The organism is Rhodocytophaga rosea, from assembly GCF_010119975.1.
Classification (GTDB): domain Bacteria; phylum Bacteroidota; class Bacteroidia; order Cytophagales; family 172606-1; genus Rhodocytophaga; species Rhodocytophaga rosea.
The window spans coordinates 3,682,468-3,708,118 of sequence record NZ_CP048222.1 but is presented as its reverse complement, the minus strand read 5'-3'; the positions used below and the strand labels follow the sequence as shown (position 1 = coordinate 3,708,118).

General features: G+C 40.6%; 23 protein-coding genes. 8 read left to right on the top strand and 15 right to left on the bottom strand.

The features are described from left to right. Nucleotides 1–84: 84 nt before the first annotated feature. The 3 genes from GXP67_RS15460 to GXP67_RS15450 all read right to left on the bottom strand — a co-directional run bounded on the left by GXP67_RS15460 (nt 85) and on the right by GXP67_RS15450 (nt 4,529). Nucleotides 85–2,736 (bottom strand): M14 family metallopeptidase, encoded by a 2,652-nt coding sequence (locus GXP67_RS15460; RefSeq protein ID WP_162443953.1) that lies wholly within the window; start codon nt 2,734–2,736, stop codon nt 85–87. A gap of 218 nt (nt 2,737–2,954) precedes the next feature. After that, the gene (locus tag GXP67_RS15455; RefSeq protein WP_162443952.1) at nt 2,955–3,500 is read right to left on the bottom strand and encodes an OmpH family outer membrane protein; all 546 of its coding nucleotides are present in this window, start codon (nt 3,498–3,500) and stop codon (nt 2,955–2,957) included. 156 nt (nt 3,501–3,656) lie between these two features. Then, nucleotides 3,657–4,529, bottom strand: coding sequence for a universal stress protein (locus GXP67_RS15450; protein WP_162443951.1), 873 nt, complete (start codon nt 4,527–4,529; stop codon nt 3,657–3,659). Nucleotides 4,530–4,780: 251 nt separating this feature from the next. Here GXP67_RS15450 and GXP67_RS15445 point away from each other — a divergent pair, with 251 nt between their 5' ends. Further along, nucleotides 4,781–5,254, top strand: a complete 474-nt coding sequence (locus GXP67_RS15445) for a DUF4293 domain-containing protein (protein WP_162443950.1) — start codon at nt 4,781–4,783, stop codon at nt 5,252–5,254. Nucleotides 5,255–5,335: 81 nt separating this feature from the next. Here GXP67_RS15445 and kdsA read toward each other — a convergent pair whose 3' ends face one another. Continuing rightward, nucleotides 5,336–6,145, bottom strand: a complete 810-nt coding sequence (gene kdsA, locus GXP67_RS15440) for a 3-deoxy-8-phosphooctulonate synthase (RefSeq protein ID WP_162443949.1) — start codon at nt 6,143–6,145, stop codon at nt 5,336–5,338. A gap of 279 nt (nt 6,146–6,424) precedes the next feature. Here kdsA and GXP67_RS15435 point away from each other — a divergent pair, with 279 nt between their 5' ends. Both GXP67_RS15435 and lysS read left to right on the top strand, forming a co-directional pair. Next, a complete protein-coding gene (locus GXP67_RS15435; protein WP_232065235.1) occupies nt 6,425–7,885 on the top strand; it encodes a M48 family metalloprotease in 1,461 nt (486 codons plus the stop codon). Nucleotides 7,886–8,016: 131 nt separating this feature from the next. After that, nucleotides 8,017–9,744, top strand: a complete 1,728-nt coding sequence (lysS, locus tag GXP67_RS15430) for a lysine--tRNA ligase (RefSeq protein ID WP_162443948.1) — start codon at nt 8,017–8,019, stop codon at nt 9,742–9,744. Nucleotides 9,745–9,886: 142 nt separating this feature from the next. Here the strand turns inward: lysS and GXP67_RS15425 are convergent, their stop codons facing one another. The 3 genes from GXP67_RS15425 to eboE all read right to left on the bottom strand — a co-directional run bounded on the left by GXP67_RS15425 (nt 9,887) and on the right by eboE (nt 12,245). After that, nucleotides 9,887–10,441 carry an LOG family protein gene (locus tag GXP67_RS15425; protein ID WP_162443947.1) on the bottom strand — a complete coding sequence of 185 codons (555 nt, stop codon included), beginning with the start codon at nt 10,439–10,441 and terminating at the stop codon, nt 9,887–9,889. Between the two features lie 63 nt (nt 10,442–10,504). After that, nucleotides 10,505–10,894 carry a T9SS type A sorting domain-containing protein gene (locus tag GXP67_RS15420; protein ID WP_162443946.1) on the bottom strand — a complete coding sequence of 130 codons (390 nt, stop codon included), beginning with the start codon at nt 10,892–10,894 and terminating at the stop codon, nt 10,505–10,507. A 136-nt stretch (nt 10,895–11,030) separates the two neighbouring features. Continuing rightward, on the bottom strand, nt 11,031–12,245 hold the full coding sequence (gene eboE, locus GXP67_RS15415) for a metabolite traffic protein EboE (protein ID WP_162443945.1): 1,215 nt from the start codon (nt 12,243–12,245) through the stop codon (nt 11,031–11,033). 388 nt (nt 12,246–12,633) lie between these two features. On the opposite strand from eboE, the gene GXP67_RS15410 reads away from it, so the two are divergent. Both GXP67_RS15410 and GXP67_RS15405 read left to right on the top strand, forming a co-directional pair. After that, the gene (locus GXP67_RS15410) at nt 12,634–12,849 is read left to right on the top strand and encodes a hypothetical protein (protein WP_162443944.1); all 216 of its coding nucleotides are present in this window, start codon (nt 12,634–12,636) and stop codon (nt 12,847–12,849) included. 510 nt (nt 12,850–13,359) lie between these two features. Further along, nucleotides 13,360–15,753: a GAF domain-containing protein gene (locus GXP67_RS15405; RefSeq protein WP_162443943.1), complete on the top strand. Its 2,394-nt coding sequence runs from the start codon at nt 13,360–13,362 to the stop codon at nt 15,751–15,753. Nucleotides 15,754–15,809: 56 nt separating this feature from the next. Here GXP67_RS15405 and GXP67_RS15400 read toward each other — a convergent pair whose 3' ends face one another. From GXP67_RS15400 to GXP67_RS15380, 5 genes are all read right to left on the bottom strand, one after another. Then, nucleotides 15,810–16,418: an IS630 family transposase gene (locus GXP67_RS15400; protein WP_232064508.1), complete on the bottom strand. Its 609-nt coding sequence runs from the start codon at nt 16,416–16,418 to the stop codon at nt 15,810–15,812. Nucleotides 16,419–16,423: 5 nt separating this feature from the next. Next, nucleotides 16,424–16,855 carry a helix-turn-helix domain-containing protein gene (locus GXP67_RS15395; protein WP_162441276.1) on the bottom strand — a complete coding sequence of 144 codons (432 nt, stop codon included), beginning with the start codon at nt 16,853–16,855 and terminating at the stop codon, nt 16,424–16,426. 76 nt (nt 16,856–16,931) lie between these two features. After that, nucleotides 16,932–17,624, bottom strand: a complete 693-nt coding sequence (purQ, locus tag GXP67_RS15390) for a phosphoribosylformylglycinamidine synthase subunit PurQ (protein ID WP_162443942.1) — start codon at nt 17,622–17,624, stop codon at nt 16,932–16,934. Between the two features lie 111 nt (nt 17,625–17,735). Further along, complete coding sequence (locus GXP67_RS15385) at nt 17,736–17,894, bottom strand: hypothetical protein (RefSeq protein ID WP_162443941.1); 159 nt, start codon at nt 17,892–17,894, stop codon at nt 17,736–17,738. 107 nt (nt 17,895–18,001) lie between these two features. Continuing rightward, nucleotides 18,002–18,880, bottom strand: a complete 879-nt coding sequence (locus GXP67_RS15380) for an SDR family oxidoreductase (protein WP_162443940.1) — start codon at nt 18,878–18,880, stop codon at nt 18,002–18,004. 205 nt (nt 18,881–19,085) lie between these two features. Here GXP67_RS15380 and GXP67_RS15375 point away from each other — a divergent pair, with 205 nt between their 5' ends. Further along, nucleotides 19,086–19,280, top strand: a complete 195-nt coding sequence (locus GXP67_RS15375) for a hypothetical protein (RefSeq protein ID WP_162443939.1) — start codon at nt 19,086–19,088, stop codon at nt 19,278–19,280. A gap of 82 nt (nt 19,281–19,362) precedes the next feature. Here GXP67_RS15375 and GXP67_RS15370 read toward each other — a convergent pair whose 3' ends face one another. Next, nucleotides 19,363–19,923 carry a cupin domain-containing protein gene (locus tag GXP67_RS15370; RefSeq protein WP_162443938.1) on the bottom strand — a complete coding sequence of 187 codons (561 nt, stop codon included), beginning with the start codon at nt 19,921–19,923 and terminating at the stop codon, nt 19,363–19,365. 308 nt (nt 19,924–20,231) lie between these two features. On the opposite strand from GXP67_RS15370, the gene GXP67_RS15365 reads away from it, so the two are divergent. Both GXP67_RS15365 and GXP67_RS15360 read left to right on the top strand, forming a co-directional pair. Next, nucleotides 20,232–22,262: a sensor histidine kinase gene (locus tag GXP67_RS15365; RefSeq protein ID WP_162443937.1), complete on the top strand. Its 2,031-nt coding sequence runs from the start codon at nt 20,232–20,234 to the stop codon at nt 22,260–22,262. Nucleotides 22,263–22,300: 38 nt separating this feature from the next. Then, nucleotides 22,301–23,044: a LytR/AlgR family response regulator transcription factor gene (locus tag GXP67_RS15360; RefSeq protein WP_162443936.1), complete on the top strand. Its 744-nt coding sequence runs from the start codon at nt 22,301–22,303 to the stop codon at nt 23,042–23,044. 12 nt (nt 23,045–23,056) lie between these two features. On the opposite strand, the gene GXP67_RS15355 is transcribed toward GXP67_RS15360, so the two are convergent. Together GXP67_RS15355 and rpoN are read right to left on the bottom strand one after the other, a co-directional pair. After that, entirely contained in the window at nt 23,057–23,677 is a 621-nt protein-coding gene (locus tag GXP67_RS15355) for a phosphatase PAP2 family protein (protein ID WP_162443935.1), read from the bottom strand. Nucleotides 23,678–23,776: 99 nt separating this feature from the next. Continuing rightward, on the bottom strand, nt 23,777–25,240 hold the full coding sequence (gene rpoN / locus GXP67_RS15350) for an RNA polymerase factor sigma-54 (RefSeq protein ID WP_162443934.1): 1,464 nt from the start codon (nt 25,238–25,240) through the stop codon (nt 23,777–23,779). Between the last annotated feature and the right edge of the window lie 411 nt (nt 25,241–25,651).

Sequence of the window (25,651 nt, the reverse complement as noted above, 5' to 3'; positions counted from 1 at the left end):
GATAAAAATTAAATGAGTTATCAAGTGAAAACCTCACAACTACAAAATATGTGAGGTTTTCTTAAATGGTACTACTATTGATGATTAATCTTCCACAGCAGTACTTGTAGCATTTACTTTTTCAGTGGGTGCTCCATAGATCGCATTGAAAATCAGTTTGTAAGTTGCCCTGGGTTGTCCACGGAATTGCGGACGGAAGCCGAATAATACTATGTTGCCGCTTCCCTGTTTCACACGCACAACGGCAGCTTTCCCGGCAATGTATTTATCTTCATTCAAAGCCCATCCACTCATTAACAGATCTTTTTTAGCATAGGTAGCAATGACTTCAACTGGTGGTTCTGGCGCAAGTTTGGTTTCCTCTTTACCCCCTTCGCCTTCGCGTACTTTTTTCACTACTTCAAATGCCCGGCTGTTATTGAATGAAGCGGCTACTTCCGGCTGCATACCAAAAGCCAGCGGATGTTTTACATCTACATTGGTCCGGATGAGGGAACCAGGAATAAAAAATTGCTGAGAAGACAAACCAGCTACTGTATTTTTCAGCGGTAAGCCAAATTGCTCGATGGCAAAATCACTTGCTCCATCGAAGGTGATGAGATTTCCGCCCTGCGTTACATATTTTTTAAGTGCCAGAGAACCTTCCAGTCCTACACCGCCAACATAAGGCTCAGGCATAGTGCCAGGGGCATGTCCATTCAGAATTTCATGTACTGTCTGGTCGGGAATGATGATGGCCTGGTATTGTTTTAAATCTTTGCTGAGCAGGTCTTTATCATGCAGGGTGTCTACCGCAAAGGAGTAAGTTTCCATCAGCCAGCGGGTCCAGCCTTCGTCCATATTTTCTTCCCAGGATTTGTATAAACCTATTTTTACCGGTTTCAATTTCCTTAGATTCACGCCAGGTTTGGCATCTACACTTAAAAAGTCAATCCCTAATTCTGTTGACAGACTTTTCACTTTGGTCTCTGTAGCAGAGCCTTTTTCTACAATGAAAGCACCTGGCTCGTAGTTTTGTTTACCTGAAGAGAACCCAGAGTCAGCAATGTATACACTTTCTCCGGCAGTCAACAATTTATTGACAGCCATTACACTGGCATTTTCTTTCCGGCTCAAAAGATAGCCAAATCCGGCTTTACCAGCCACTTGTCCGGCAGGAGTAGCCAGTCTGTCTTTGATTTCTTCCGTTTTGGCTTCGAAGGAAGTTTTGATCTTATCTACTTTTACGCCCATTTGCATAGAAAGTGTCCAGCCTGCTAAATCGTAGGGGGGAATGGGCGGCCCACCAGGATACAAGCGTTGATTGGGATGTACCTGTTTTTCAAACAAATCGATCACATAGGGACGGAAAGCCTGCGCTCCATAAATGATAAAAGAGCCAGCCGGATAAGTTGTATTATTGGCCTGGAAAGCTTTAGTTACCTGATGCACTTCTACCCCACCCTGCCTTAGCACATTTATTAAATTCCTTGCTTCCCCTTTGTCCCATTGATCAGCCGGAATAACATAAGCAAACAGACCGTCTTTAGCTTCGATGGCATCCCTTCCCATCCGGTAAATATTGTACAAATACTCTTCCCGGCGGTCAGCAGCCAGATCGAGTACAGCCATGGTTGCCATGAGCATATAATCCACCGCCTCTCTAAAGTGAGATTCTCCGCCTTTCCAGGGATAGGGATAGAAAATATTAGTAGCATCGGTAGGTGCAGTAACTCCCCGGCCAACTGCTTTAGGTAAAGAATCTGGCGGATAAAATCTGGGAGTGGGTGACGTATGAGCCGTTTCAGTGAGAATACCAATCTGGTTATGAAAATAAGGTGCTGTACGCATACCTCCATTCCACCACATGCTGAACGTAAGCTGGGAAACAACGCCAGGCATTTTATTCATGGCAAAACGGTTGGCCATAGCAGTACCTACGATATTTACACCAGTAGTTACGCCAGGATGAATGTTCGGATTGACCGGATTGGCAAAGGGAGGCAGGAATATACGGGTCCAGGAAGGCGAAGACTGGTGATGGTTATAGACAATCTGCGGATACCATTTATTGTACAGCATTTCTGAAACGGCTTTGGACTCCGGCATATTGTTCATAAACCAGTCCCGGTTGTTATCGTGGCCTACATAATGGTGGTATAACCAGGGTGGGTTGGTGGTTTCGTAAGGTGTTCCAAATACCGCTTTGTACCAGTTTACGACAATGTCCATTCCATCCGGATTCATGACTGGCATGAGTAGGGTAATTACATTTTCGCGGATTTTTTTCATTTCAGCCGTTTCTTCGGTAGCAATCCGGTAAGCAAGTTCGGAGGTCATCTGGCCGTGGGCTTTTTCGGAAGCATGCATACCGCCGTCTATCCACACAATGGCTTTGCCTTCATTTACCAGTTGTTTTGCTTTATTATCGTCTATTCTGGCTCTGGAAAGCTGTTCGCTGATGCTGCGCCATTTTTCGAGTTGCTTCAGGTTTTCTTCAGTTGAAATAAACAGTAGCAACATCGGTTTGCCTAATACAGATTTGCCAATTTCAATCATTTGTACCCGATCGCTGGCTTTGTCCAGGCGGCTGTAATAGTCAAGCATCTGGCTGTAATCAGCTACTTTGTAATCGGCTCCGACCTCAAATCCGAATACGTCGGATGGCTTGGGTACTTGTGCCAGGGCTATTTGGCTTAGAAAGGCCAGCAATATGAGTAATAATTTAGCTGATTTATTGGTTGAATAGTGTTTCATGAGGTTTAGGTCTATTTAGAAATATAATCTTTACAGCATTTGATATAATATTTAATTTTGCATATTAATATATAAGCTTATATTTTATTTTAATAATTTGAATGTAATTAAAATTTAATTTCAATAAAAGCAATTATTATAAAACAATAATATAACATAATCAAAATACAAAAGGCTGCCTTAATGTGCAGCCTTTTGTATTTTGATTATGTAAACTTCTAATTACTACTTTCTTCTTCAGGAATTTCTTCTACTTCGCCTTCGTCTTCTATCTCATCACCTTCATCATTAAAATCACCAAAATCCATACTGCTGTTAAGGTCTTCAAAAGCTTGTTGTAACTCTGGTGTTTTATTAAACCGGCCTGCGGCTGTAAAACCTAAAGTAATTAGCTCTTTGATATAGGGTTTATTTTCCATCTTCTTTTCTAATGCTTCTTTATCAGATTCTGACAGAGATTTCTCCCACTCTTCTACCTCAGCTTTCAGTTCAGCAGCTCTGGGTTCAAATTCCGCTTTCATATCTTTGAGCTTGGATATAGCTTTCTGATCATCTGCTTCATCCATAGCAGCCCTCAGGTCTTTTACATAATCACTCAGAAAATCATCTACTTTTTCTTCAGTATTCTTACCAAATAACGAACTGCTTCCGGATGCGCCTGTAGCTTCTGTGGTATCTCCCTTTTTAGCGGTTTTCTCAGAACATCCACTTACGATTTGCAGGCAGAAAAAGGCTGCCACTCCCATTTTAATATATCGGTTCATGAATTAAAGTTTTTTATAAATATATTGACTTCTGCTGAAAATCTACTGCCTCTATTCATGAATCGTTTTAATTGTTGAGATTCATCTATGTTTTCATCAACAAAAACGTATTGCTAGAGTGCTACTTCATAGAATTCTCGAATTATCTGTTACTATTTAACCAGGCTGCTCAATAAACTCCCTCAGATTAAAGGTAAGCACCGGGCGGTTGGCATGATTGACAATATCTTCGGCAATACTTCCACTCAGTAAATGGGCTAGTCCGGTTCGTCCATGCGTAGCTACCGCAATAATGTCTGCATGGATCTCTTCTGCAAAGTGAATGATGCCATCTTCTTCGGTATTATCATCATATACTGCGAAATTATAATTTGTTAGCTGGTATTTCTGAACAAACTCATTCATGCGGATACGGATCGCCCGGGAGTTTACAAAATAATTGGGCACATTGATATATACCAGGTGTAACTGTGCATCAAATAATTCCTGAAACCGCTTTAACTTACTCACTGCAATGAGCTGATCTTTTTCAAAATTAGATGCAAATGCAATGTTCCGGATAGAAAAACCAGGTAATACATTTTTTACACTCAGCACCGGACAAGCTGCCCTGCGTACGATTTTTTCAGTATTAGATCCTACAAAGAACTCTTCAATCCCGCTTGAACCTTTGGTACCCATCACAATCAGATCAATATCGTGTTCTTTTACATAGGCAGTAACCGTGCTGAATATATTTCCAACTTGTACCTCAGGCAAAATTGTAAAGCCATCGCCGCTATTTTTCTGAGCTAATTCTGCCAGACGCTGACTGGTAATATCTCTCAGTTGCAAAACATAAACCTGGTCCATCGTAGTATACCCGCTGGGTTCACCCATGGTACTAAAATTAAATCCACCTCCTAAGGAAACATCTAATACATGTAACAAATGAATGTTGCTGCCGCTTTTGCGGGCAATGGCACAAGCTACGGTTAATGCATTGTTGGCTTGCTGCGAAAAATCTGTAGGCACCAGTATATTTTTCATGCTTCGAATGGTTTTTAGTCCGGACAAAATATAGTGATTATTTCATACACACTTACATAAATTGATACCTATCATCTGATTTTATGGCAAAACTAAGCACAATCATTTAAATCAGATAGCCGGAAAGTTCAGCAAAGTTCTTGTTACTTTCACCTATCTGTAACACTCATAGCTATATGCTAGTCAAACATAATTACACTTTCGATTCTCGATTCTAAATTCTACTTTTGCAGCAGTTAATTTTAGAGATTATGATACAAAGAGTGCAGTCTATTTTTCTGTTTGTGCTGGGAGCCTGTATGATTCTGAGTTTGTTGTTTACAAGCTGGCAGAAAATCAATGCTACCACCAGCGAACAGATTACCTTAAATGCTTTTTACCTGACGCATGTGAAGAATGGAGAGGTGATCAGTTCTAAACCGGTGTATTATATTGCGATTCTGGCGATAGTTTCTGCTCTGGTGGCTTTTTATTCTATTACCAGATTTAAAAACAGACTATTACAAATAAAATTAGGTGCATTGAATTCTCTCCTAATGGCTGGTGTACTGGGTTTGCATCTGTACATTTCCAGGGATGCCGAAACCTTATTTGCCGAACCTCAATACGGTTCTTATTCCATGGGATTGTACTTACCAATAGCCGCTATGATCTGTAATATTCTGGCTAACCGCTTTATCCGCCGCGACGAAAACCTGGTGCGCTCTGCCGACCGCATGCGGTAGTAAAAACAAACCCGATTAAATATGAAAAGGCTAGTTATCAAAATCATTCTTGATACCTAGCCTTTATTCCTTATTGTTCTTTCAAGCTACTACAGCTTTTCTGATTTTTACCAGCTTTTCAAGCAGATTCTCCAGCTTATCTAAGGGTAGCATATTGGCCGCATCTGATTTGGCTTCAGACAATCGTGGATGGGTTTCTATAAATAATCCATCGGCACCTACGGCAATCGCTGCTTTGGCAATAGTTTCGATGAGAGCCGGTTTGCCGCCCGTAATGCCGGAACTCTGGTTGGGCTGTTGTAAAGAATGGGTGCAATCCATTACCACTGGTACCTGATTGGCTTGCATTTCAGGAATATTGCGGAAATCCACCACCAGGTCGGAATAGCCAAATGAATTTCCCCGGTCGGTGAGGAAAACCACATTATTGCCAACAGAACGGATTTTTTCTACCGCAAAATGCATCGCTTGTCCGGACAAGAACTGGCCTTTTTTCACATTCACTGCTTTTCCGGTTTCGGCGGCAGCAACCAGCAGATCCGTCTGGCGGCATAAAAAAGCAGGAATCTGTAGTACATCCACATATTTTGCAGCCATCGCGGCATGTTCTGTCTCGTGAATATCGGTGATCGTGGGCAGATTAAATGTGTCTCCTACTTCTTTCAAAATTTCCAGGGCAGCAATATCGCCGATGCCGGTGAATGAATTGAGTTTGGTGCGGTTTGCCTTCCGGAATGATCCTTTGAAAATATAAGGAATTTCCAGCCTGTCGGTAATTTTCTTGATCTTATCTGCAATTTCCAGGGCAATATCCCGGCCTTCAATAGCACAGGGTCCGGCAATGAGAAAGAAGTTTCCGCTTTGGGTATGTTGTAGTTTAGGAATCTGCATAAGCTTGTTCAGGTAAAGATGCAATATACACAGGTATTCTAAATTTTAGAGATAGCTTATTTTTATCAGTCGAAGGGAAATATTTGTATAGCATCTAAACTTATAATTTCGGACAGGTAAACTATACTGACAATTACAATGAGTTAATTAACTCATTTTCAATACCCTTATCTCCGATAAATCCAATAACTCAAATGCTGTATTTTCGTTACAAGCTACATAAAGCATTTTTTGAGTACACCTTTTAACCTAATTGCTCACCTATTTTTTGAATTTTTTATGGAAAAACGTTTTATACTATTTTGCACAACCATAGTCATGCTATTGCTATCGGCTTGTGCCACCAATCCGGTCACCGGAAAGAAGGATTTTATGCTGATGTCGAAGGGGCAGGAAGTAGCGATGGGCCAGCAATCCGATCCGGAGATTATTAATTACTTTGGGCTGTATGAGGATAAATCTCTGCAACGCTTTATTGAGGAGAAAGGACAGCAAATGGCGGCTGTTTCACACCGCAAAGATTTGAAATATCAATTCAAAATAGTGGATTCGCCGGTAGTGAATGCCTTTGCGGTTCCTGGCGGATATGTGTATTTCACCAGGGGAATTATGGCGCATTTTAACAATGAAGCTGAATTTGCCGGGGTATTAGGACATGAGATCGGACATGTTACCGCCAGGCACTCTGCCAAACAATATAGCAAAGCCATGCTGGCACAAGTAGGATTGGTTGCTGGTATGATTGTTTCGCCGGAATTTGCCCAGTATGCCGATGTAGCCCAGCAAGGATTAAGTTTGCTTTTTCTCAAATTTGGCCGGGACGATGAGCGCCAGTCTGATAAGCTGGGGGTAGAATATTCCACTAAAATTGGCTATGATGCCCAGGAAATGGCTGATTTTTTCCAGACACTGGACAGAATTTCTAAACAGAGTGGCGCTGAGGAAGCACCCGATTTTCTTTCTACCCATCCCAATCCACAGGATAGATACCGGGATGTACAAAAGCTGGCAACTGACTGGAAGAAAAAAACAGATGCTACCAGTTTGAAAGTAAACAGGAATTCGTATCTGAAAATGATTGATGGTATTATTTATGGCGACGATCCCAAACAAGGTTTTGTAGAAAATAATGTTTTCTACCACCCGGTATTAAAATTCCAGTTTCCTATTCCGCCTACCTGGGCTTTCCAGAATACACCTCAGCAAGTGCAAATGGCTCCCAAAGAAGGCGATGCCATGATGGCCATGACCCTGGCACAAGGACAATCGTTGGAAGCCGCTGCCCAGAGTCTGGTACAGAATAACCAGCTCACCGTGATTGAATCGAAGCAGGAAAATGTAAACGGCCTTCCGGCTATTGCTATAATTGCACAACCCCAGCCACAGCAACAACAGGGACAACAGCAGCAACAGGACGTACGGGCACTCATTTATCTGATCCAGTATGGCGAAAATATTTACCAGATGATGGGTATAACAAGCACGACTAATTTTAATAATTATTTTAACACCTTCAACACCGTAATTACCAACTTCCGGAAGTTGAATGACCCTGAAAAAATTAACCGCAAACCAGACCGCATCCGGATTAAATCTGTAAAGCGCAATGGAACGCTGGCACAAGCTCTAGCTGACTTGAAAGTACATCAAGATAAAATTCAGGAATTAGCCATTCTGAACGGTATGCAGCCTGAAGACAAAGTGGAGAGTGGAATGCTGGTGAAAGTGCTGGAAAAATAATGAATAGAAACTAAACATTTTGAAACCCGTTAGGTTTTTGAAACTTAGCGGGTTTTGTATTTCTATAAAATTGTACCATTGTTTTACATTTCTCCGCTATCCTTATAGTTTTGCAGGAAAATAGAAAGATTATGCAATTAAGCGAACAGGAAATTAAAAGACGTGAAAAACGAGAAGAGTTGCTGAAAATGGGCATCGAGCCTTACCCTTCCGAATTGTTTGAGGTAAATGTAACAGCCGAAGACATAAACAAAAACTACACTACCCACAAAACTGACTATAAGGATATTTCTATTGCCGGGCGTATTATGAACTTCCGCATTATGGGAAGTGCTTCCTTTGCTGAAATTCAGGATGCCACTGGCCGCATTCAGATTTATGTGCGCCGGGATGATATTTGCCCCGACGAAGACAAAACTCTATACAATACGGTTTTTAAGAAACTGCTCGATATAGGAGATATTATTGGGGTGAAAGGCTATGTTTTCACCACCCAGACCGGAGAAATTTCTATTCATGTAACTAGCCTGAAAGTGCTTACCAAATCGCTTAAACCAATTCCTATTGTAAAGCGTGAAGTGGATGAACAAGGCAATGAAAAAACATATGATGAATTTTCTGACCCGGAACAGCGTTACCGCCAGCGATATGTTGATTTGATTGTGAATCCGGAAGTACGGGAGACATTCAGAAAACGAACCCAGCTGACCAATTCCATGCGGCAATACTTGAATAACCGGGGATACATGGAAGTAGAAACCCCTATTTTACAGCCTTTATATGGAGGTGCCGCTGCCCGTCCATTTAAAACGCACCACAATACCCTGGATATGACTTTGTATCTGCGGATCGCCAATGAGTTATATCTGAAGCGCTTGATTGTAGGTGGTTTTGATGGCGTATATGAATTTGCCAAAGATTTCCGTAACGAAGGAATGAGCCGTTTTCATAACCCGGAATTTACGCAGGTGGAACTGTATGTAGCCTATAAAGATTACAACTGGATGATGGACCTGGTGGAAGAAATGGTAGAAAAAGTAGCGATGGATTTGCATGGCACTACCGAAGTACAGGTAGGCGAGCATCTTATTAATTTTCAGCGTCCCTGGAAACGCTTTACTATGTTTGAAGCCATTCAGCATTTTACCGGTATTGATATTTCTCAAATGGATGAAGAAGGGCTTCGTAAAACTGCCCAACAGCTCAAAGTCCCGGTAGATGAAACCATGGGAAAAGGCAAACTAATAGATGAGATTTTTGGCGAAACCTGCGAACACCGCCTGATTCAACCTACGTTTATTACTGATTATCCGGTAGAAATGTCGCCACTAGCTAAAAAACACCGGACCAAAGAAGGCTTAGTTGAGCGGTTTGAAGCCATTTGTAATGGGAAAGAGATATGTAATGCTTTTTCTGAACTCAACGACCCTATAGATCAGCGGAAACGTTTTGAAGAACAACTGGAGTTGGGCAAAAGAGGCGATGTGGAAGCAATGGTACTGGATGAAGATTTTCTACGTGCTCTGGAATATGGAATGCCGCCTACAGCCGGGCTGGGTATTGGCATCGACCGCCTCAGCATGATTATGACCAATTCTCCTTCTATTCAGGAAGTGTTATTCTTCCCGCAAATGAAACCAGAACCCAGGTCTGTAGCCCCTACCGATGAAGAATATTTAGCACTAGGTGTTCCGGCCGAATGGATTCCGGTTATTCAGAAGTTGAATTTTGCTACCCTGCAAGATTTTAAAGCAGCCAATCCCAATAAACTGTTCAATGACATGGGAGGTTTACGTAAAAAACTAAAACTGGAAATAAAAGGCGTAAGTCTGGATGATGTGAAGGGATGGTTACAATAACCTTTCAAATGTTGTTGGCTATTTATTGTTTGTTAAAATTTATAACTCAACAACACGGATTATAAACTTGTGATCAATAAAAAAGAGGCTACCCTAGTAGCCTCTTTTTATATTTAGTGTGTATTTTCAAATTATTCTACAGCTATTTGACTACATGTTCTAATTCCATTTCTTGCATTTGCTGAATCATCACTACAGGATTTTTTTCGATAATCAGCATATCTTCGCTTTTGGCTTTCGGGAATTTATCATCAGTCATCACTTGCATAAACGCCAGCCGTTTATCATAATAACCATCTATATTCAGCAATCCGCAAGCTTTATTATGATCTCCTGCTTGTGACCAGGTAAACAATTCTATAATTTCTTCTATCTTTCCGCCTGGGAGGGCAATAAAACCATCGCAAAGTTCGGCCATTAAAGCATTTCTTTCATGCATGGTTTTTACAATATGCAGCACCGATATACCTTTATGTACCCCCTCTTTTCGCACCAATTTTTCGGGAATTACCCCAATTACTTCGCCTCCCCTTCGCAATACACCATCTGCCAGCCTGCCCATTAGGCCTACCTTACCGGCTCCATATATTAAACTAATTCCCTGTTCTACCAGCACACGAGCAAGTTGATCTGTAACCTTTATGTATGCTTCAATATTTCCGGCATTGGAGCCACAAAAGACAGTTATTTTTTTCATACACTAACATGAATAATTTTTTTAAACCCATTCGCCACTCATTTATCTTCATAATATGTGAGATCAAATGCGCTTATTTAATAGCAGAATTTTACCAGTTTTTCGGGTTTTACCGGCAGAGAACACATATATGTACATTCCAGATAATTGTTGCGAAGGTTTCCAGTTTAGCTTATAGGATTCCTTTTCTAACATTTTATCCATCAGCACAGCAATTTTATTTCCTGTAATATCAAATACTGTAATACTAACCTGGGATAGCTCTATGATATCGAATTGAAATTGTATTTGTTCTGCAAAAGGATTGGGAAAGGTTTTTACTTGTATTTGTTCACTGCCTCCTTCTGGCTTATTTCTGTAATTTTGGTGAAAGGATAATTCAGAGGAAGTCTGAGCTAATATCTGCTTGGCACTCAACATCAAAAGTAGAGCGATCAATACATAGGGTTTCATAGGTATAGGCGGCTTAAAAGGTGAATAGCGATACATGCACTTACTGGTGCAACATATCCTATTGACCCGGGAAATACGCCTTCGGTTGCAAGGGATTGTATTGATTTTTGCAACCTTTCTGTTTTAAAAAATATTACTAGGATAACTGCTGCTTTACCCATTCCATTTCTCTGGCAATAGAATGATACAAATCCACTTTAATAGAAGTGGGTAATACTTCCCAGGTATAGGTTTCTACTTCCAGATGCTGGGTGAGCTGCCGGCTTTGGTTGAGGCGGAGTACTTCTATAATTTCATCCTGAGTGGATTGCAGATTTTCATAATCGCTCACAAAAACAGGTACGTGAAAGTGCGTTCGCCACTCTTCAGCCTGTGCTTCGTAAATATGTGGCAGTGCTTGTGGTAAATCGGGATAAAAAGTAAAGGTTTCGTCGCTGTTGCGGGCGATTACCTGGTGCAGATAGGTAGATTCTGCCAGTGACTGAAAACGCCGGGCAATGGCTTCTCTGGCAATCTTTTCATGAGGTAACTGCGCTTTTAAGGCAGCACTGATCTGTATCTTACCAATATTAATATTTGCCTGTGCCAGCCGGTCGAATACCAAGGCCGGGGTTTCATATTCTACAGCAAAATGACATACATCATAACATACCTGTATGCGTTTGAGTAATACTTCTTCGGCTACGGCAGAGGTGATGGCCATTTTTTCCATCAGGTAGCCACTCCCAATAGGCAATAGTTTATGCTGAAAAAAATCAATCAGTTCGGTTGTATTCTCGATTAGGCAGTCTGGTTCCGGTTCAATATCAATATGGATGCTCCGGCCAGTTTCAATACCCAGGTGCGTTAGTGCTTCTGCTACTTTGGTTAAATGAAGTGCCCCTATTTCAAATGCCTCGTTCATGGCCTGTTTATTTCCTTCAAACCAGGGTTTATATGAAATGGGAGATGTAGAAATTCCTCCTTCTATACCGGCAGGCAGCAACTGCGCCAAAATACGAGCCAGCCGGATGGTATATTCCAAACGTTCCAGGGTAGTCCAGTCTGGTTTGTAGACATTGTCTTTCACTACCTGTCCATGAAACCCACCATAGGGAAAACCATTCATAGTAAATACATATAAGTGATGAGTCTCCAGCCATTGTTTAAATGCATGTAGTTCTACTGGTTCTATTAGTTCGCGGCTAGCCAGGTCTGATAAACGCAATCCAATGCCCATATCGGCATCCGGCGACAATCTTTCTTTGAGAGGAAGCAGATAGGTTTTGAGCGTGTCAAATACCTGTGCCCAGCTTTCACCGGGGTGGATGTTGGTGCAGTAAGTAAGGTGAATAGTATTTCCGATACGCATAATTTAATCGTGCAAATGCTGATGACAATAAAACAATATTCTCAGGCTATATCCAAACATGTTGGCGTAATTTCTATCAGGTAATTATCATCGGGTATGAATCTTTAATTCCTATGTAATCAAAGTGCTTACTTTTTTCTGAAGTATCATGCTTAACTCAAAAATTATTTTCATAATCGGGAGAAAATATCCAAATAAATATGTTCCATGTACAAATACTGAATTTTAAAAGACTGTATTTATACGATTGTAAATAAAATTATTACTAGATATTTTTGTAATTATTCAATAAATTTATATATTAAGTCACAATTACTTCTTTTTATCTGCCTTTAATTCTCTCGGTTTCTCAAGTAATTTTCAAGTTTTAACCTTAATCAATACCGCTATGATTAAAAATGACATTTCCATTGTAATTACTCAGGATCTGACAGAAGGATGCCTGGTATATGTAGAGCAATTGCCACATATTAGTGCCAATGCTCCAACCGTTGCAGAAGCCAATGCAATCCTCATGGCCGAATTAAAAAGATATGAACAGGACACATATTCTACGTATAATGTAGTAGAATATAAATATAGCTCTGGTGCATACAGAAGCTAGGTTGCTTGCAATCCTCAGCCATTTCAACTATACCTCCAACAAGAGCGTATGATATTTTCGTATGGCCTTTTAACACCTGATTGTCCTACGCTCTTGCCCTATCAATTAATCGTTATCAATACAAGTTACTTTAGATCTGCCCCGAAGCTGATCTTTCATTTTATCGGGTGATTAAATACCATTTAATCAGAAAAACGCTTTCCTTATTTCAATTAGCCGCTTCCTTAAAAATTAAACATCATAGTGAATATCCACACGGTCATCGGGTAGTAAGAAGTTAACATAACCTGCCTGGATTCTAAATTCTCGGATGTTTACAATATAGAACCTTGTAAAACGTCTTCACCCGTACAGATATTTGTGTGAGTATGGGATAGGATTCACTTGTAAAAGCTTGTATCCCAGGAACAAAGCAATGCAGTATAACTAGTATTTTCGGAGAAATGAAAATTATTTTATAGCATTCTTTGTTCCACCTAAAAAACCAGGAAACCTACATATACGTTCGCTATGATCAACGCTACACTTAAACTAAGTTGCACTGAGTTCCCCTATAAATCCTCCCTCTGCCTGGTGCCTATTATTAAATACTGGCAACAAAAAGCCCAGGATAAAAATCCATTGGTGGCTGCGCTTGCCCGTGAAGCAGAAAAACTGGTAGAAACTGCACCCGAACTACTCGAAGCAATTACGGATGTATCTGTAATTGAACGGTATAAAGACACAATTGAATTGCTCATGTCAGCTGTTTTTCCGCAGGTGACTCATGCAACAAACCTGAGTGCTGCCATTACCCCTTTCGGAAATTACAGTTTCTATCATACGCCTACTTTCGCAGCCAGTATGCTTAATAAGGACAGCCACATCCAGTATCCGCCTAGCCTCGATACTCAGAAAATGATGGGAAGCAAAGTATTTTATGCTTGTTCATTAATTCTGAAACAGTTTTATGGAATAGAGGTATCGCTTGATAAAACTTCCAGTTTCCAGGTAACAGATGCCGTAACCGGTCTGGATAAATATTATAAAATGACGGTGGATGCCCGGTTTGTGGAAGTGAAAGCCATTGGTACGCCCAGGAAACTTTCTCCCGAAGAAATTCAACACCTGCTCAATAATTTCCAGGATATGGATTTGTGGATGAAGCATCTGGGTCCGGAGCAGTTTGAGTTCAGTGGTTTTATGATATTTAGCCTGACAGATATTTCCGATCAGCAAATTTTATCCTCGCTTAAGTATAACCTGCTCGAAAAAGAATCTATCATTTCAGATGAGAAGTTCACCCAGATTCAGCGTAAAGTCAGAAATCTGCTTAACCGTCCGGAGTTGAAATTAGGTATTGGCGCTTTTCAAAAAAGGCGTAATACAATGGTGAATTTTGGCCAGAAAATATGCCATAGTTTTATTTTCAGGGATATACAAGGCATGAGCTGTTCGATGGGTATGCACGAATTTTACCGGAATTTTATGGAACAGGCCAAACCTTTGATTATTGAGGACCTGGCTACTGCGCCTGTGGCCCAGGACGTAAAAGACCAGTTTATCGGGCAGGATATCCGCAACATGGTATTTATTCCCTTATTTTATGACGAAGTGATGATTGGTGTACTGGAATTAGGTTCTCCCTATGCCCGTGATTTGCATAGCCTAAGCCTGCTGAAACTGGAAGAAACATTGCCTATGTTCGCACTGGCTGTAAAACGCAGCTTTGAAGAACAGGAGGCCCGCATTGAAGCCGTAGTGAAAGAAAAATTCACTGCCATACATCCCAGTGTGGAATGGCGGTTTACGGAAGCGGCTATGAACCTGCTGGAAAAACAGGATAAAGGAGAAACCGTAGAAATAGAGCCTATCGTATTTAATGAAGTATATCCTTTGTATGGTGCTTCTGATATCCGGAATTCGTCCATTGAGCGCAACAAGGCTATTCAACAGGATTTAACTATGCAGCTTTCCTTAGCTAAACGTTTGCTGGAAGAAGCGCTCAAATATCAGTCATTGCCTATTCTGGAAAAACTGAATCTGGCCACAGCCAAACACATAGAGCGGATAAAAAATGGCTTATTATCAGATGCTGAAATTACCGTGCACGATTTTCTGAAGCGGGAAATTGAGCCAGTGATCGAACATTTATCTGAAGCACAGCCTATTTTACAGGCCGATATTGAAAGTTACTGGCATGCGCTTGATCCGGAACTGGGCGTGGTATATCAGAAGAGAAAAGATTTTGAAGACAGCCTTACCCAGATCAATGAAACACTTTCGGCGTATATCGAGGAAGAAGAAGTAAAAGCGCAACAGATGTTCCCGCATTATTTCGAGAAATATAAAACGGATGGAATTGAATACAATATGTATATCGGTGCTTCACTGGTAGAAGAGATGAGTTTTCATCCGATTTACCTGAAAAACCTCCGCTTATGGCAACTTATTACCATGTGCGAAATCGCTAAGCGTACCAAAGCATTAAAATCCCAGCTAAAAATACCTCTCGAAACTACGCAACTGATATTGTCCCATAATCTGCCCTTATCTATCCGGTTCCGTATGGACGAGCGGCATTTCGATGTGGATGGAGCCTATAACATCCGCTATGAGATTATCAAAAAGCGTATTGATAAAGCGGTAATTAAAGGGACGAATGAAAGGCTCACCCAGCCAGGTAAAATTGTAATTATATATTCCCAGGCTAACGAAGCTTTTGAATACAATGATTATATTGAATACTTGCAGGATAAAAATCTGCTCACCGGCAAAATTGAGCGGGTCGAATTAGAAGATCTCCAAGGAGTGCAAGGCTTAAAAGCCATCCGTGTAGAAGTAAATCTGGCTGAAACAGAACCCAAGAAAAAATCTTCTACCAAGCAAATCATGGAGATGGTACAAGCATATGCAGCAGGATAAATAAAGATAGTGTTTAGTCTCTGGTCATTAGTCTATAGTTATTTCTTGTTAAGTAATTAAACACAATTAAGTATAATATTTTCATCTACTTCAAGTTTTTTAAAATCAAGTTTAAAGTAAGTACCCAATCCTGAAAAGATGGTATAAAGTGCCTCCTTAAGCGCTTCTACAGACAGATAGTCTTCGGCTTTGAGCCAATGATATTTCACCTGCTTCCAAAATCGTTCGATCCTGTTAAGATGAGGACTATACTTAGGCAGCAAAAAGATGTATAATCCTTTCTGTTCCCATTCTTCTTTTTTGACTTCCCATAGGCCACATGTATGCCAGGAGGCGTTGTCTAAGACTATGACAGTAAACTTGGAAATAGATGTTGAGAAGGCCTCTACACATTCAATGATAAAGTCAGCGTTTAGACTCCCACTTTTCTGATAAGTAAGCAACTCATTATTTGTACTTAACAAGCCAAATACATTTATCCTTGTACTTCTTTGGGATAAAATAGGGGCGTGTTCGCCTTTTTTGATCCATCCATAAGGTACACAAGGGGTAAGGCAAAACCCTGATTCGTCTCCAAAATATAAATCTATACTGCCTGTCTGTGCCAAATAAAGCAAAGCATGTAATCGCTTGACTTTCTGCTCATATGCTTCTTTGTTTTGCAATGGCTTTATCCATTTACGGAAACGTTTCCATCGGTAGTCAATTTTTTTAAAAACCGCTTCAAGGTCATCTCACTCATAGCCGTGCCTAATTTAGCTTCTATCTCTCGCTTAGCTAATTTAAGTTGTTGTTTTTCTTTCTCTATGCTATTTTCCACTACTTCAACATGGGTAGCATTACTGGTAGTAAGGATGGGTTTTCTGCCTTTCCCTTTTTGGTTCTTTAACCCTACCACACCTGTTTTCTCAAAGCGATCAAACCACTTATAAATACTTAACTGACTTACTTGAAAAATGCTTGCTAACTTCTGTACTTGATAGCCTTGATTGGATAACAGTATACATTGGCAACGGTTACGTTCCTGATAACTTTTACTATCTTTATGAATCTTCTCTAAGTCTTGTTTTTGCTTGTCTGTAATCTTCTTGATATAACGCATAAGCAAAGATACAATTTGCCAAAATCTTATACTTAATTGTGTACTCTTACTTACCTTCTAAAGACCAGAGACTATTTTATGCCAGCACCTGTGTTAATAATCCTTCCAGAATGGCTTTGCCGTCTGTATTGCCTAAGGCTGACTCAGCGGCTCTTTCGGGATGAGGCATCATGCCAAACACATTTTTCTGGACATTACAAATACCGGCAATATTTTCGGCCGAACCATTGGGATTAGCGGCTTCGTCTACTTGTCCATTTTCGTTGCAATAGCGGAATAAAATCTGGTCGTTGTCTTTTAATTGCTGCAAGGTTTGCCCATCGGCATAATAGCGGCCTTCGGCATGGGCTATTGGAATTTTGTAGGCTTTACTGGCATCCAGACGGCTGGTTAAAGCGGCTGATTGAGATTCTGGCTTCAGATACACATTTCTACAAATAAATTTCTGACCAATGTTATGGAGTAAAGCACCTGGCAACAAACCTGCTTCGGTGAGTATTTGAAAACCATTACATATTCCAATCAGATAACCGCCATTATTGGCATGTTCTATTACTTTTTCCATAATGGGCGAAAACCTAGCAATAGCACCGGAACGAAGGTAATCTCCATACGAAAATCCTCCAGGCAACACAATACACTCGCATCCTTGCAAATCGGTGTCTTTGTGCCAGAGTTTTACCACTTCCTGACCCAAGGTATGATGCAGGGTATAAATAATATCTTCATCGCAGTTGGAACCAGGAAAAATAACGATGCCAAATTTCATAAGCAGCTTGTTTGAGGGGATGAATATGATTTTCTAACCAAAAATATGCTGTAAAAATACGAATTTTCTGTAGGTTTTCAGACCAGCTAATTATATTTCCCTTAATAAAAATTACTCCTTCCAGAATGGAATCTGGGAATTCATTTCTTTTTCAAACTTATTGCTAATAAACAGTATATGTTCTCCGAGAGGTAAATGGGTAATGCTTACATTCGCCCGGATGCCAATCTGGTCTATGTCTTTGGGCATTATACCAGGTAAAGGAGGCATATGTGACCCTATGGACTCTCGTTGATAAAAATCTCATAATCCGTTTTTCTTTTATGTGAAGTACTTTTCATTACCGGATTATTTTTAGAAATGTTATCAAACAATACTTAATTCGATTCACTAAGCATTTTTACGGTTGACAAATGTTTTTCCAGATTGGTAAGGTTAATACTCAGCTCCCATAATTTCTCGGCATTATAGCGGCTTAAGGCTTCTTTGCTGGGTGTTTTCGGTTTCTTTTTATTAAAATATTCTCCTGTTATTTGTTTCACTTCCGGTGAAGTAGCCAGATAAACAGTTGTTTCAGCTCCTTTTTGGGCAGTAATCAGAAAAGGACTGAATATACTGAAAAATGTACCAATCCAACCACTGTTTCCCTTACCAAACCTGGTTGCTACCACCCCAGGATGCAGGCAGTTGGCCGTAATGCCGAAAGGTGAAACCAGTTCAGCCAGATATTTTGTAAAAAGAATATTGGCCAGTTTAGAATTTCCATAAGCTACCCAGGCGCCATAATTGGCGGGTGAAGCAAGGTTATTAAAATTGAGTCTGGCCAAACGATGTGCTTCAGAAGAAACCGTAATAATACGGGGTTCTTTGCCTTTTTTGAGCAGTTCTAATAATAGATTGGTGAGCAGAAATGGCCCTAGATGATTAATAGCAAAAGTGGCTTCATAACCGTCCTGAGTGGTTTGACGTTCTGTTAAAACTAATCCTGCATTGTTAATGAGAATATCCAGAGATGTAAAATCCTGCTGAATTTTCTGTACCAGCTTTACAATATCGGCCTGTATGCCAAGATCACATTGGTACAAGTGTACCTTCTGGTTATTGCTTTGTGCTATGATTTCCTTCCGGGCTTCCTCTCCTCTTTTATTATCCCGGCATACCATAATAATTTCCATGCCCTGTTTTGCCAGTTCCAGAGCGGTAACTTTTCCAATACCTGAATTTGCTCCAGTAATCATACAAATTCTGCCAGTCATAGTTCGTGGGTTTAGTTTTTGCTATGTAAACTCTTCTACCCAAGCAGAAGTTTTTATTTTTTATCCAGGCAAACCCCATTTTTACAAATGCTGTTAAATATCTTTGAGCTGAGCAGGTAGTTTATCAATATCAGCTATTTGTAATTTCAAGTATTTGCTTGTATCCTAAGATAGGCTTCACATTCAATTTTAATTATAAAATATTATGCGATATTTTTTTGTAAGTTATGCCCATCCGGAAGGTTTTGGAAACCTGTGTATCACTGGTAACCAGTTTCCGGCACAACAGTACATCCGTGATCAGGTTTCGCAGCAGATGAACACCAATCAGATTATAGTGATCAGTATTTTTGAATTCCGGAACCGGGAAGATTATGAAGCTTTTCAGGCAGCAGACTAACCAAATCCCTTACTACATATAGTAATAGTATTGGATAAAACACTTATGGATACCTAATTAATCTTTATCCATAACATAGTCCTCAGTCAACCTTTAAAGGAGGACCTACTACTTTCTGATCATGGGCTTCTATAATTTTAGCCATCTCTCCAGGGGTAGCTTCATGATCCAAGGAAGCTACTTTTAAAAAGAATTCCTCCATTTTTCCGGCAGGCTGTAAAACCACAAGCATTTTCCCGGTATCGTGCAGTTGAACCCAGGTATGGGGTACATTCCGGGGCAGAAATATAGTATCTCCGGGTTTCAGCTCGTATTTTTCCTCTCCTACCTGAAACAGGTATTCTCCCTCCAGTACATAAAAAATTTCATCCTGATAAAAATGTATGTGCAAGGGCGGACCACTCTTTGGAGACATTAGAGTCGACTGGTAAATAGCCAGATCACCAGCAGTATCTTTTCCGGATACCTTCAAATCCAGACTATTCCGGTTGAGACCCTTTATTTGAATATGGCCATGATATCTTCCTTCGCCAGCACTTACTTTAAAGGCTTTATTCTTTCTTTCATCCGGAACAGAAATAGGGACATTAGCTGCCAGAGGAGCGGCAATCAGGCTGGCTTGTAAAAATTTTCTACGTTTCATAGGTATAACAAGTTGAATGATAAATATTGATTCTGATGTTTTAAAGACAGGCTATGTCTATTTTTTATTTATAGCTATACCTTGAAAGGAAAATTATCACTTCAACCCAGGGAATGCCAGCTTACCGGGTTTATCTGCGGAAAAGAATGCGTGAATGGTAAGTTTTCTGTTTAAACAAGAATAAAGTATTGCAACAGCAGTTTGCTCAAAAAAGGGCGCCCTTCCCTCAATATAATTGTCTGTTTAGCTCAACTCCCTGGATAATGCGCTGGTTTAGGAGTACCTTGTTTAATTCGTCTGCTGACTCTATGCGTTTACTTATATCATTTTATTTATTAGTATCCGTTTCTGTTGCTTTTGCGCAGAATCCGCTTGTATTGCATGGGAAGTTGAACGAGCCTCTAACCGACCTATCTGCTTACACCTGGTTCTATCAAGATAATTCTGGTGATACTTTACCTTTATCAGTCATACAAGCCAGGCATTTTCAGCCTTTTTCTCAAAAACGCAATGAAAGGACTTCCTTTTCTGAGCGTTCAGTGATTGTTACCTGGCTAAGGTTTACAATTCAGAACACACACCCTCATGATACCTTACACCTGTACCACCGGACCGGGATGCATTCTATTATTACCACTTACGAAAACAATAAGTTAATAAACCATGTAGGACAAATAATTCCCGGTGGATTGATAAAGGGTAGCAAACCTCGCAAGCCTTACCGCCATGAAACCTTGCTACGCATTCCTCCTTTAGCTACACAAACCTATTTTGTACGGGTAGTAGATTTTCAGGTGAGTATTTTTCCTGTCAGTTCGGAAATACATACCCCTAGTGAGAGTATAGAAAATAATTATGACCATGCGGTGATGCATTACCCATTGCTCGCAGCTATGGGTGTGCTGCTGGGTTGCCTGCTGTTTATGTCACTCTATGCTTTGTATTCCTTTCTCCTTACTCATGACAGAGTATACCTTTATTACTTTTTATATGTTTTCTGCTCTCTACTGATTTGTTTCCATTCTGTGGATAACCGTTTTGGCTTACGCCTGCTTTTTCAGCATTATCCTACACTTAATCCTTACTATCCAGGTCCCTTGCATCCAGCTGTTATTACCATTTTTTACAGCCTGTTTATTTTCAAAATAGCAGCTATCCGTTTACAATCGACTCTTTCTATCTGGGCAGTCAGAATAATGCTTAGTATACTGATACTTCAAGAATTGATTAGTCTGATGGATTCTGTTAGAGGGTGGCCCCTTTTTGAAAATAATATGATTTATGCATATGGACTTTTACCTTCGGGATTAACCACTCTGTTTTTAATTGGACTGGTAATAAAAAGCCGCTCCCCTCTCAGATATTATATCCTGGCAGGCATACTGAGTTTGTTATGCTTTACCCTGTTGCCGATGCAGATAAATTTCAATTTTGCTGATTTATCTCCTCAACTGGACAGCTTTGTAAATCTTTTCCCTTTCTGGATGCTGGTAGGCCTGTCTCTGGAAGCCTTATGTTTTATTCTGGCCTTAGCTTACCGGGGAAGGCTGATTGAACTTGAAAAACGGCAGATACAAGAAAATTATGCCCGGGAACTGGAAATGCAGTTAGTAAACCGTACCCAGGAAATTCAGGAGCAAAACCGTCAACTGGAAGCACAGCGGCTACAACAAATGGAAACTGAATTTGAGCGCAAACTGGCCGACAGCGAGATGATTGCCTTACGGGCACAAATGAATCCGCATTTTATTTTTAATTGCCTGAACTCCATTAAGCTCTATACCCTGCAAAATGATTCTGAGCAGGCCTCAGAGTATTTAACAAAGTTTGCCCGGCTTATCCGGCTGGTATTAGAAAACTCGCGTGCTGAACTGGTTACGCTCCGCAACGAACTGGAAGCGCTGCAACTCTACATAGAATTAGAAGCCATGCGTTTCAAACATAAAGTAAAGTTTACGATTGACCTTTCTACAGAGGTAGATAGCCAGTACCTGAAAATACCTCCTCTACTTCTTCAGCCTTACGTAGAAAATGCCATCTGGCACGGGCTGATGCACAAGACCGAAGGCGGTAAAGTCACTATACATCTATCTCAGCCCACAGAACATCTGCTTCGCATTGAAATTACCGACGATGGTGTAGGTAGGGCCAAGGCAGCACAGCTTAAAAGTAAGTCAGCCGGGAAACAGAAATCTTTTGGAATGCAGGTAACTGCCGACCGCATCCGGATGATTAACGAACTCTATAACACTCATACACAAACGCAAATTCTGGATATGATAGATAGTTTTGGTGAGCCTTGCGGCACGAAAGTGGTGCTGGAGATACCTGTTTCCTGAATGATTGCATTTATCATTTTTAAAGTGAATTATTCTCTATGCGAGCTATTCTGATTGACGATGAGCCTGACAACATTCAACTGTTGGCTTTGCAACTTGGCAGGCACTGTCCGGAGGTGGAAGTGGTTGGACAATATACAGATAGCGCTGAGGGGCTGAAAGCTATCCGGACACTTAAACCGGCACTGGTATTTCTCGATATTGAAATGCCTGTGATGAATGGATTTCAGTTACTGGAAAAGATTGGAGAGATTTCTTTTGCCATTATTTTCATTACCGCTTATGATCAGTATGCGGTAAAGGCTTTCCGCTTTAGTGCCCTCGATTACCTGCTGAAGCCAGTAGACACGATTGATCTGGTAGCAGCAGTACGAAAAGCCGAACAGTACAATAAAGTGAACCCAGCACAGCTTGAACTCCTCCGCCAGCATTATACTTTGTCTGGAAATAATCATCCACAGCGCATTGCGCTTCCTCATGCCCACGGACTGGTGTTCGCAGATATACGACAAATTATTTATTGCGAGTCTGATAGTAATTATACCCGCTGTTACCTGGAAAACGGAGAACAATACTTAGTATCTAAAACCTTAGGAGATGTACAGGAAGTGCTGGAGCCCCACGATTTTATACGGGTACACAGGCAATACCTGGTAAACCTGTCGCATATTCAAAAACTCATCAAAGGAGAAGGTATCTATTTGTTGCTATCTAATGGGAAAAGTATTCCGGTAGCCCGCCAGCAGAAGGAGAAATTACTAGAACGGTTTGGCTGGCTTTGAATAAACCTATCATCAAACCAGCAAGTATACGGTAGCAAAACTAATAACTAATCCTAATAAACCGCCTGCAAACACCTGAGCAGGCGTATGGGCATTCAGGTATAATCTGGCGCTCATCAGCAGTCCGGCTAAAAGAATTACAACCAGAATCGGATAGAATAACTGTGGATCGGCATACTTCTGATAAAAACCGAACAAGAAACCTATCATTCCACAAATGCCTACACTATGTGCACTAATCTTCCAGAAAACGGTAATCAGGGTAACCAGAGCAATAGAAAAAGTAATACTGCTCAGAACCACAATCATCGTAAAATAGCCTTGCATCTGCCTGAGAAACAGGTAAGTAGTAACCATATAAAATAAAGTAGTAATGAGAAAGGGCATAAACCGTTCATTTTTGTTATCCAGGGTTAAACTGGAAATAGAACGTACCCTAAACATTAGCAGCATACTTAACAGCGGAATCAGGAAAGTAGTAAAGGCAATCAGCATCAACAGGCGCCATTGCATAGCTTCGTTGGCGATTCCGAATATTGCTGGGGAAAAGTAAAGTAAAATAGAAAATAGAAGGGTTGGCATCAGCAAAGGATGCAGCAAGGCAGAAAGTGCCAGGGCGAATCTATTCAACACAGGTGTAGGGTGTGAATGATTAAACTCTTGGATAGTGGAATCTTCAAACACGTATTTTGTATTATCCATCCGGCAAGTTAACCAGAAACCATTAATTTTTTAAAGTTCTTTGCGAAGACGGGCTACCGGAATATTAAGTTGTTCGCGGTATTTAGCTACAGTTCGGCGGGCGATATTATAGCCTTTCTCATTCAATATTTTCTCCAGTTTATCATCTGATAGGGGCACCCGTTTGTCTTCATTATCTATCAGTTCTTTGAGAATATATTTCACCTCCCGGCTGCTTACATCTTCGCCAGAATCAGTGGCAATGCCCTCAGAGAAGAAATACTTTAAAGGATAAATACCAAATTCTGTTTGAACGGCTTTACTGTTGGCTACCCTGGAAACAGTTGAAATATCCATGTCAATGGAATGGGCAATATCTTTCAGGATCATGGGACGCAGCCTACTTTCGTCGCCAGTTAAAAAGAAATCGTACTGGTATTGAATAATAGCGTTCATTGTCCGGAGCAGGGTTTGCTGCCTTTGTTTAATCGCATCGATAAACCATTTGGCAGCATCCAGTTTCTGTTTCACAAAAGTTACCGTTTCACGGATACCTTTGTCCTTTTTGTTGCTTTTATCATAGGTATCCAGCATTTCGGCATACGAACGGCTGATTTTAAGTTCTGGTGCATTGCGGGAATTCAGCGATAATTCAAGTTTTCCATTGTTGTTGATCAGCAAAAAATCCGGAATGAGGTATTGTGTACGAACGTCGCCGCTGGCAGTTCCTCCTGGTTTGGGATTGAGCTTGGTAATAATATTTACGGCTTCTTTCATTTCTTCCTCATTAATGTTGAGCCGCTTCTGGATTTTATCGTAGTGTTTTTTTGTAAATTCTTCAAACTGGTCGTCTATGATTTTGATGGCATAGGTAACCACTGGATTGTGATGATCTTTACGGTCTAACTGTAGTAATAAACATTCCTGTAAGTTACGGGCAGCAATGCCAGCCGGGTCAAACGTCTGGACTTTAAACAAAATATCTTCTACCTCTTCCGTAGTAGTTTCTATATTCTGCGAAAAGGCCAGGTCATTTACAATCGCTTCCAGTTCGCGGCGGATGTAGCCATCATTGTCTATACTTCCAATCAGCTGACGGCCGATAATGGTTTGACGTTCATCTAAACGCAGGAAACCAAGCTGGGTTAATAAAGCATCCGTTAAAGTAGAAGTCATGGCAATGGGCATTTCCCGGTCTTCATCGTCTCCACCGCCATCGCCCTGCATTTTATAGCCACTTATGTCATCGTCACGCAGGTAATCGTCCACATTTAAATCATCATTCATACCATCATCAAAACTATCATCATCGTCATTATCATCGTAATCAGCCTCCGGTTCTGCATTGTCGTCTGCTATCTCTTCTCTGCCTTCTTCCAATGCCGGATTTATTTCCAGTTCTTCCTCTATCCGGGCATCCAGTTCGGCCGTAGGAATCTGCAACAGTTTGATAAATTGTATCTGCTGGGGTGAAAGTTTCTGGCTAAGCGACTGATTTAAACCAAGCTTCTGCATATAATTCCTTTTAGAGTTATCAGTTTTTGTTAAACGCAGCTATCAGCGTATTATTTTTAGACGTGCGATGCACCGTTAATCTTACGGTAAACGGCAGGTTCGTGTTAAAACCTAATTTAGTTCAAATTTATTATAATATAAGAATATACGTTAGCTCTGCTTAGCAAAATTTAGCAATTGGCGTATAAACCGGGCTTTAGCATAAATAAAATGGATATTTGGAGAGTAAGTATTTATATTCCGAAATGGAGTAAAATAGATGTATACTATTAGAATAAGGAATCTATAACGTACTGATGCCAGGTAAATTTCTATTTTGGACGCCTGCTCATACGTCAAAAAAAGGCAAACTGGTGTCACTGGTCTATTGATTTACCCAAATTGTCTATTTCGTCGCAGCATTTTCTGATA